1 pseudogene is annotated in these 434 nt (G+C 74.0%); it reads left to right on the forward strand.

What is annotated here, in order from left to right:
• A pseudogene (locus AC5RUJ_RS18430) lies at positions 1-434 on the forward strand (protoporphyrinogen oxidase); the annotation flags it as partial.

The following is a 434-nucleotide window of genomic DNA, read 5'->3' on the forward strand; positions in this document are numbered from 1 at the left end:
GTCCGGCTGCTCTCCGGCGCCGTCCCCGGGCTGGCCGGACTGGAACCCGAAACCGGACCCGCCGTCTCGCTGGTGACCCTGGTGGTGGACCTGCCCGACCTCGACGCCATGCCGCGGGGCACCGGCATGCTGGTGGCGCCGTCGGTGCGCAACGTCAAGGCCAAGGCACTCACCCATGCCACCGCCAAATGGCCGTGGCTGGCGGACGAAGCCGGCCCGGGAAGCCACGTGCTGCGGCTGTCCTACGGGCGCGCGGTGGGGCAGCGGGGCGCCGAGGACTTCACCGGCTGGGCCGACGACAGGCTCTACCGCCAGGCGCTGGCCGATGCCAGCTTCCTGCTGGGGGTGGCCGTGGGCGACGACGACGTGGTGGGCTCGAAGGTGGTGCGCTGGACCAACGCGCTTCCGTCCGCCACCGTGGGGCACCGCGAGCG

The organism is Arthrobacter sp. Y3223164, from assembly GCF_059091005.1.